Below are 7,952 nucleotides of genomic sequence, written 5' to 3' on the forward strand. Positions count from 1 at the left end.
CCGTGCGATCTCCAGCCAGCACGCCGGCGGTATTGACGGCATCACGCTGGCTTACTCGGCTGCCGGCACTCGTGTCACCGATGCGCTGGGCGATGTCAACGATTACACGATGACCGAGGCGGGTGGTGCCTCGCCGAAGGTCGCCACCGTCGCCAGGACCGACGGCACGCTGCAGTACAGCTACAACGACCAGTCCAGCGACTTCCGCCGCCGGCTCAGCAGCGTCACCGATCGCCGTGGTATCCAGACTCAGCACAGCTACGCCGAAGCGACTGAGAACGGTGTTGCGGTGAACATCCACACCGTGCGCGAGGCGATCGGGCAACCGCAGGAGCGCACGACGACGACGCGGACGGCGGCTGGCAGCAATCGCCTGCTGTCGGTGCAGACCGGCGGGCGCACTGTGTCCTACAGCTATAACGATCGCCTGCAGCCGGTGCAGATGACGAGCAGCGACACGGCTTCAGGCAAGCAGCGCACTATCACCTACAGCTACTGCGAAGCGTCCGACGTAGCCGCGACCGACAGCACCTGCCCGATCCTGGGCCTGCCCAAATCGGTCGACGGCGCGCGCACCGACGTCAACGACATCACCAGCTTTACGTATTACCCCACCGACGACAGCACCTGCGCCACGTCCCCGACCACCTGTCCGCACCGCAAGGGCGACCTGTGGAAGGTGACCAACGCGCTTGGCCAGGTCACCGAGTACCTGGCCTACGACGGCGCCGGCCGCGTGCTGTCGGCGAAGGACGCCAATGGCGTGGTCACCGACTTTACCTATCACCCGCGCGGCTGGCTGACCGCCAGCAAGGTGCGCGGGTCCGACGACAGCAGCGAGAGCGATGACCGCATCACCGCGATCGACTATTGGCCGACCGGCCTGGTCAAGCAGGTGACGCAACCCGATGGCGCTTTCACCCGCTTCACCTACGACACGGCGCATCGGCTGACCGATATCGCCGACAACGCCGGCAACACGATCCACTACACCCTGGACAATGCCGGCAACCGGTCCAAGGAGGACACCAAGGACGCATCGGGTACGCTCAAGCGCACGCTTTCTCGGATCTACAACCAGCTCGGCCAATTGGCGACGCAGGCCACCGCACAAGGTGATCCGACCGACTTCGGCTACGATCCCAACGGCAACACCAAGACCGTCACCGACGCGCTCGGGCATGCCACCCAGAACGACTACGATCCGCTCAACCGCCTGGCGCGCACGCTGCAGGACGTGGGCGGCATTGCCGCCGAGAGCAAGTTCAGCTACGACGCGCTGGACAACCTGACCAAGGTCACCGACCCGAAGGGCCTGGACACCACCTACGCCTACAACGGCCTGGGCGACCTGACCAAGCTCACGAGCCCGGACACCGGCAGCACCACGTACACCTACGACAGCGCAGGCAACCGCGCCACGCAGACCGATGCGCGCAACATCAAGACCAGCTACGGCTATGACGCGCTGAACCGCCTGACCCAGGTCACCTATCCGACCACCAGCCTCAACGTCAGCTACACCTACGACGTCAGTCAGACGACCTGCGCCAGCGGCGAGACCTACGCGGTGGGCCGCCTGACCCGGATGCAGGACGGCAGCGGCAGCACCGATTACTGCTACGACCGCTTCGGCGATCTGGTGCGCAAGGTGCAGACCACCAACGGCAAGGTGTTCGTGGTCCGCTACGCGTACACCAAGGCCGGGCAGTTGAGCCGCCTGACTTACCCGGATGGGGCGGTGGTGGACTACGTGCGCAACGCCCAGGGCCAGACCACCGAGGTCGGCGTGACCCCACCCGGCGGCTCCCGTCAGGTGCTGCTGAACCAGGCCACCTACTATCCGTTCGGCCCGGTCGCTGGCTGGACCTACGGCAACGGCCGTCCGATGCAGCGCGTGCTGGACCAGGACTACCGCCCGCTGGCCGTCAACGACACCCGTAGCGATGGGCTGGCGGTGGGCTTCGCGTTTGATCCTGTCGGCAATCTCAGCGCGCTGACCGCACCAGGCAACACCGCACCGGTCATCAAACTGGACTACGACCCGCTGGGCCGGCTGACCGCGTTCAAGGACGGCCCGACCGATACGGTGATCGACGGCTATACCTACGACGCCACTGGCAACCGCCTCAGCGCCAAGGTCAACACCGCCACCCAGACCTACACCTATCCGACCACCAGCCATCGCCTGAGCAGCGTGGCCGGCACGGCACGCAGCTACGATGCGGCCGGTAACATCACGGCCATCGGCGGCACCGCCGTGCAGTACGTGTATGGCGCCAACGGCCGGCTCTCCCAGGTCAATCGCAATGGCGCCAAGGTGGCGAACTACGCCTACAACGGCCGCGGCGAGCAGGTGCGGCGGGTGGGCAAGACCAACGTCTACACGCTGTACGACGAGAGCGGTCACTGGATGGGCGACTACGACGCCAATGGCGCGGTCGTGCAACAAGCGATCTGGCTGGACGACCTACCGGTGGGCGTGCTGGCCAAGACCACGCTGCGCTACGTGCAACCCGACCACCTGGGCACGCCTCGTGCGGTGATCGACCCGGCCCGCGACGTAGCGATCTGGCGCTGGGACTTGAAGGGCGAAGCGTTCGGCACTACTGCCCCAGACCAGGATCCGGACAAGGATGGCACCGCTTTCGTGTTCGACATGCGGTTCCCAGGGCAGCGTTATGACGCGCTGAGTGGTCTCAACCAGAACTACTTCCGTGACTATGAGCCGGGTACGGGGCGCTATGTGCAGAGTGATCCGATTGGGTTAAGGGGTGGAATTTCTACGTATTCCTACGCGTTAGCAAATCCTCCGATTTCTGCGGATCCTTACGGGCTGGCAACAACCGTAGACGCCTGTGTTGCGCGCTACGGCCCAGTTGCGTGTGAGGTTGCTCCCAATGCAGGTAGGCGGCCCCCTGCTCCTCGCGGACTCGGCCCGACCGCAACGCAGATCTGGTGTGCAATATTTGATTGTGATCCAAACCAGTACTCAGATCGTGAGCGAGGTCTTCCTCCCGAGGATGTTAAACCTCCTGTCGAAGGCGAGTGTGAGGTTGGGCCAGCATCGCGTCCCTCTGAAAAAGAAAAGGGCGGTAAAAGTCTTTGGGATCCCAATGGCGGAGAGTGGCGATATTACCCTGGTGATAAGTGGCACAACCCACATTGGGATTATAATCCCCATAACAATCCCAACTCTCCATGGACCAATGTTCCTATTGGCAACCTTCCGCCTGTGAAGCCGCAATGATGCGAGTCGAATTTAGAGATAATTTCAAAGGTGGAGACGCACTTGTCATTATGGCAGGGGCGGAGGGTCTACTAAGCTTGGGTCATGCTATTTGTGCTTGGTCTAAACATCCAAAAGAAGTTTGTGTTTCTTCTTTGGTGAAAAATTATTCTGGTGTTGAAATATTTCTTTTAAGAGGTGGTGGCCCGGGGCTGGCTAGCGCTTACGAAACTCCTTCGGGAGTTTTTTGGGCGATTGGCAAAGATGCTGCTACTCGTTTTGGCGGGATGATTGTTGAATTGTCTAGTTATCCTGGGGCGGCTCATATCTATCTCGATTTTGAGGGGTACGCGCGTACCGTCATTGTTTCAATGGACGAGTACTGACCGGCTAACATATCCGCCTCAGATGCTCTTGGAAGAAGTAGTTGCACGCTTCCTGATCGAGGCTATGCAATCTCCTGCCACTCTGCCGCATGATGTAAGGCTAAGCGCAGGCCATCCCGCGCGCCCTCCCAACGCCGGAGCCTCCCATGCCGCAACGCCGTCACTTCCTGAAAACCGCCGCCTTCGGCGCCCTGGCCGCCGGGTTGGGCGGTGTGCTGCCGGGCGCACGCGCAGCGGGCAAGGCATCGGCCAAGACCGGCGTCGGCCCCTTGCCAAACGGCGCAGCACGGGTGATCTCCACCTGGGACTTCGGCGTCGCCGCGAACCAAGCTGCTTGGCAGGTGCTGTCGCGCGGCGGCGCGGCGCTGGATGCGGTGGAGGCTGGGGTGCGGGTGCCGGAGGCGGATCCGGACAATCACACGGTGGGGCTGGGCGGGTATCCCGACCGCGATGGGCGGGTCACGCTGGATGCCTGCATCATGGATCACACCGGCGGCTGCGGGTCGGTCGCGGCGCTGGAGGACATCGTGCATGCCATCTCGGTGGCGCGGCGGGTGATGGAGAAGACGCCGCATGTGATGCTGGTCGGCGATGGCGCGCTGCAGTTCGCGCTGGCGCAGGGGTTCGAGCGCACCAAGCTGCTGACGCCCGAATCGGAGCAGGCGTGGAAGGAGTGGCTGAAGACCTCGCATTACGCGCCCGAGGCCAATATCGAGAATCGTGCCTATCGCCGCGGCACGCTGCCCGGCGGCAAGGACAACCACGACACGATCGGCATGCTGGCGCTGGATGCGCACGGCAATCTGTCCGGTGCCTGCACCACCAGCGGCATGGCCTGGAAGATGCACGGCCGGGTCGGCGACAGCCCGATCATCGGTGCCGGGCTGTACGTGGACAACGAAGTGGGCGGAGCGACCTCCACCGGCGTCGGCGAGGAGGTGATCCGCAATGTCGGCAGTTTTGCGGTGGTGGAGATGATGCGGCAGGGCAAGAGCCCGGCCGAGGCCTGCCGCGAGGTGGTGATGCGCATCGTGCGGCGCAAGCCGGAACTCACCCGCGATCTGCAGGTGGGGTTCCTGGCGATGAACAAGCGTGGCGAGGTCGGTGCGTTCGCGATCCAGCCCGGTTTCAGTTATGCGGTCTGCGATGCGCAGCGGCAGGATCTGTTGCTGCCCGGGCAGAGCCATTTCGCGGCGCCGGCGGCATGAGCGCGATGGTGCCGATGGGCTTGGAAGTGGCCGCCGATGCGATCGGCTCGGCGCTGGCCGCGCAGGACGGCGGGGCGATGCGGGTGGAACTGTGTGGCGGTCTGGATGGCGGCGGGCTGACACCGTCGTTCGGCACGCTGGCGGCGGTGCGCGATCGGTTGCGCATTCCGCTGTATGTGCTGATTCGTCCGCGGGTCGGCGATTTCGTGTTCGACGCGGCGGAAGTGGAGGCGATGCGCCGCGACGTGGAGCAGTGCGTGCGCCTGGGCTGCGACGGCGTGGTGCTCGGCGCGCTGACCACGGACGGCGAGGTGGACACGGCGACGATGCGCGAGCTGATCGCCGCGGCCGGGCCGCTCGGCGTCACCTTCCATCGCGCCTTCGATGTCAGTGCCGATCCGCGGCGTGCGCTGGAGGATGTGATCGCGCTGGGCTGCGAGCGTGTGCTGACCTCCGGTGCGCGCGAGACCGCGCAAGAGGGTGCCGACCTGATCGCCGAGCTGGTGCAGCAGGCCGGCGCGCGCTTGAGCGTGATGCCGGGGTCTGGCGTCACCGAAGCCAACCTGGCGCAGTTGCGTGCGCGCACTGGCGCGCGCGAGTTCCATGGCTCGGCGCGTGGGCCGCTGGCGTCGTGGGCGACGTCGCCGCATCCGCATGTGCGCAGCCTCGGCGGCGACCGCATGCAGACCGATGTGGCGCGGGTGCGGCGGATGGTGGCGTTGCTGGCGGAGTAGGGTGCCGCCGATGCGTGGTGAGCACCGGATCGCAGCGGTGCGGCGGATGGCGACGAGATTCGCGTCGCGGCTGAAGCCGCTCCTACGCGGGGCGGCGGTCTGGGGGAAGCTCCACCGCGCAGAGCACCGCTGATGGGTGGTGCGCGGCGCGCGACCGCAGCGCGGTCAGCGTGACGTGCCCGCTGCGAGCGTGCCGGTCAAGCGCTTCGGATCCAACACCACATGCTTGATGCGCGTGCGCTTCCAGGTGTAGCTGATGTGCACCTTGCCGTCGCGGGTCTGGATCACTGCGGGATAGGAGAACTCGTCCTTGGGGCTGTCTTCCAGGGTCAGCACGCGGGTCCAGTGCTGGCCATCGTCGGACAGCGCCACGGCGAGCACGCCGCGGCCGTCCCACCAGTCCTTGCCGGCCTCGGTCGGGTTGTAGACCAATAGCGAACGGCCGTCGGCCAGCACCACGGCGTCGGTGCCGGAATTGGGATTGGCCAGGTCGAGCAGGGTCATCGGTTCCCAGGTGCGGCCGTTGTCGCGCGACCAGGTGCTGAACACGTGGTTCTGCTGGCTGCGGCCCACCGCCTGCAGGCGGCCGTCCTGGTGCAGCAGCACGCTGGGCTGGATCGCACCGATCCTGGCCGGGTCGTTCATCGCCGGGCCACGGGTCCAGTGCGCGCCGTTGTCGTCGGACCATTCCATGTGCGCGATCCAGCCGGCGTCTTCGCTGCTGCTGGGGCTGAGGATGCGGCCGTCGGGGAGCTGCACCGGCTTGTTCTTGATCGGGCCGAGGATGCCGTCGGGCAGGCGCTTGGGCGTGGACCAGTGATGGCCGCCGTCGCTGGACGTGGTCTGCATGCCCCACCAGCGCTTCGGGTCGGGGCCCACCTTGTAGAACAGCCGCAGCGGCCCTTGCGCGGGCTGGAACAGCACCGGATTCCAGGTCGGCAGCGGCGCGCCCTGTGCCTGTGCGCCATCGGCCACGCGCTGCGCCGGTTGCCAGCCGTGCGCGTCGCGGCGCGCCACCCAGATGGCGACATCGTCGGCGCCTTCGTGGCGGCCGCCGAACCAGGCCGCGAGCAGGCCGTCGCGGGTTTCCACCAGGGTGGAGGCGTGGCACTGCGCGGTCGGCGCCTGCGCGTTGACGAATTCGCTGTAGACGATGGGCGAGGGCGGCACCGGCGGCGGGGCGACGGCGGCCGGACCGGCGATGGCGCGCACCGCGAACAGCGACAGCAAGGGAAACAGCGAAGGCGACATCATGTGGTACGGTCCTGGCCCGCAAACGGGGATACCTATTTATCATCAATTAAATACCATGTGCTGACGCCATCGGCAGTGCCGCCTGCCCGACCGACGATTGCGATGATCCGCCAGGCCGAACCGCCCGCTCTCTCCGCTCCGCTGGTTGGCCACGCTCGGCCTGACCGCCCTGGCCGCGCCGCAGCTGCTCGCCGAGAACTTCGCCGACACCGCGTTGTTCGAGTACGGCGACGTGCGCTGGGTCGACAACGAGGTGGGCGTGATCGAAGGCGAGAACTGGAACGCTATCGATCGCCACGGCGACCTGCGCTGGCGCCCGGTCGAGGTGGATCCGCCGCTGCACAAGCTGCAGTGGTTCTGGCACCCGAACAGCGACCAGACGCTGAAGAGCGTCGGCGAGCTGGTGCAGATCTGGGAAGACAGCGTCGGCCGCGGCGGGCAACTGGTGCTGGGCATCGCCCCGGACCAGCGTGGCCTGCTGCCCGAAGCCGACGTCAAGCGGCTGGAGGAAATGGGCCCGGCGCTGCGGGCGCGCTACGGCGCCGATCGCAACCTGGTGGGTGGCCGGCTCAAGAGCGACGACAGTATCGCCGCGGCGGTGGACGGCGACTGCGATACTTTCTGGAGTGCGCCGGACGGCTCGCACCACGCCACCCTGGAACTGCATTCAAGCAGCCGGTGACCTTCGACACTGCGTTGTCGATGGAATGGCTCAACGACGGCCAACTGGTGCAGAAATACGCGGTGGAAGTGTTCCGTGACGGCGCCTGGGTCAAGGTGGCGCAGGCGCAGGCGATCGGCCACATGAAGATCGACCACTTCCCCGCGGTCACCGCCTCGCGCGTGCGCCTGAACATCCTGTCCAGCGTCGACGCCGCACCGATCCGCGAGTTTCAGTTGTTCAACGTGGGCGCTGCCGCTGCGCGCTGATCCCTGCCTGCGGCATGCAACCGAAGCCGTGCCCGGCGATGCCGGGTGCGGCTTTTTCGTTGGAGTTGTGCGCTGCGTCTTGGCAAGAGCGCCGGCTTGCAGGCGCGATTCCAAAAATCGCTGCGAAGAAGACGGCGCGCGCCGCAGGGTAACTCCCCTCTCCCCCCGGGAGAGGGGTCGGGGGTGAGGGTACGGCGCGAGCGTAGCCCCT

The 7,952-nt window shown here is 65.9% G+C and carries 7 protein-coding genes; 6 read left to right on the forward strand and 1 reads right to left on the reverse strand.

Annotated elements, in window-relative coordinates:
* The 4 genes from CEK69_RS11080 to CEK69_RS11095 form a co-directional block, all read left to right on the forward strand.
* On the forward strand, nt 1–3,250 hold a 3,250-nt coding region (locus CEK69_RS11080), incomplete at its 5' end, for an RHS repeat-associated core domain-containing protein (protein WP_226975125.1).
* Complete coding sequence (locus CEK69_RS11085; protein WP_152245577.1) at nt 3,247–3,615, forward strand: hypothetical protein; 369 nt, start codon at nt 3,247–3,249, stop codon at nt 3,613–3,615. The genes CEK69_RS11080 and CEK69_RS11085, both read left to right, overlap by 4 nt.
* Before the next feature lie 146 nt (nt 3,616–3,761).
* Nucleotides 3,762–4,823: a N(4)-(beta-N-acetylglucosaminyl)-L-asparaginase gene (locus tag CEK69_RS11090; protein WP_152245579.1), complete on the forward strand. Its 1,062-nt coding sequence runs from the start codon at nt 3,762–3,764 to the stop codon at nt 4,821–4,823.
* A gap of 14 nt (nt 4,824–4,837) precedes the next feature.
* The gene (locus CEK69_RS11095; protein WP_152245583.1) at nt 4,838–5,557 is read left to right on the forward strand and encodes a copper homeostasis protein CutC; all 720 of its coding nucleotides are present in this window, start codon (nt 4,838–4,840) and stop codon (nt 5,555–5,557) included.
* A gap of 165 nt (nt 5,558–5,722) precedes the next feature.
* On the opposite strand, the gene CEK69_RS11100 is transcribed toward CEK69_RS11095, so the two are convergent.
* Nucleotides 5,723–6,811 (reverse strand): sialidase family protein, encoded by a 1,089-nt coding sequence (locus tag CEK69_RS11100; protein ID WP_152245581.1) that lies wholly within the window; start codon nt 6,809–6,811, stop codon nt 5,723–5,725.
* Nucleotides 6,812–6,956: 145 nt separating this feature from the next.
* Here CEK69_RS11100 and CEK69_RS11105 point away from each other — a divergent pair, with 145 nt between their 5' ends.
* Both CEK69_RS11105 and CEK69_RS21270 read left to right on the forward strand, forming a co-directional pair.
* On the forward strand, nt 6,957–7,493 hold the full coding sequence (locus tag CEK69_RS11105) for an alpha-L-fucosidase (protein WP_226975126.1): 537 nt from the start codon (nt 6,957–6,959) through the stop codon (nt 7,491–7,493).
* Nucleotides 7,490–7,741 (forward strand): hypothetical protein, encoded by a 252-nt coding sequence (locus CEK69_RS21270; RefSeq protein ID WP_226975127.1) that lies wholly within the window; start codon nt 7,490–7,492, stop codon nt 7,739–7,741. The genes CEK69_RS11105 and CEK69_RS21270 overlap by 4 nt, the downstream gene beginning before the upstream one ends.
* Nucleotides 7,742–7,952: the final 211 nt, after the last annotated feature.

Source organism: Xanthomonas sp. LMG 12462, from assembly GCF_009192885.1.
Taxonomy (GTDB): domain Bacteria; phylum Pseudomonadota; class Gammaproteobacteria; order Xanthomonadales; family Xanthomonadaceae; genus Xanthomonas_A; species Xanthomonas_A sontii.

What these genes read in the sequence shown, in the direction of transcription:
- CEK69_RS11085 (WP_152245577.1), top strand. Translation starts at nt 3,247, where the DNA reads ATGATGCGAGTCGAATTTAGAGATAATTTCAAAGGTGGAGACGCACTT.
- CEK69_RS11090 (WP_152245579.1), top strand. Translation starts at nt 3,762, where the DNA reads ATGCCGCAACGCCGTCACTTCCTGAAAACCGCCGCCTTCGGCGCCCTG.
- CEK69_RS11095 (WP_152245583.1), top strand. Translation starts at nt 4,838, where the DNA reads ATGGGCTTGGAAGTGGCCGCCGATGCGATCGGCTCGGCGCTGGCCGCG.
- CEK69_RS11100 (WP_152245581.1), bottom strand. Translation starts at nt 6,811, where the DNA reads ATGATGTCGCCTTCGCTGTTTCCCTTGCTGTCGCTGTTCGCGGTGCGC.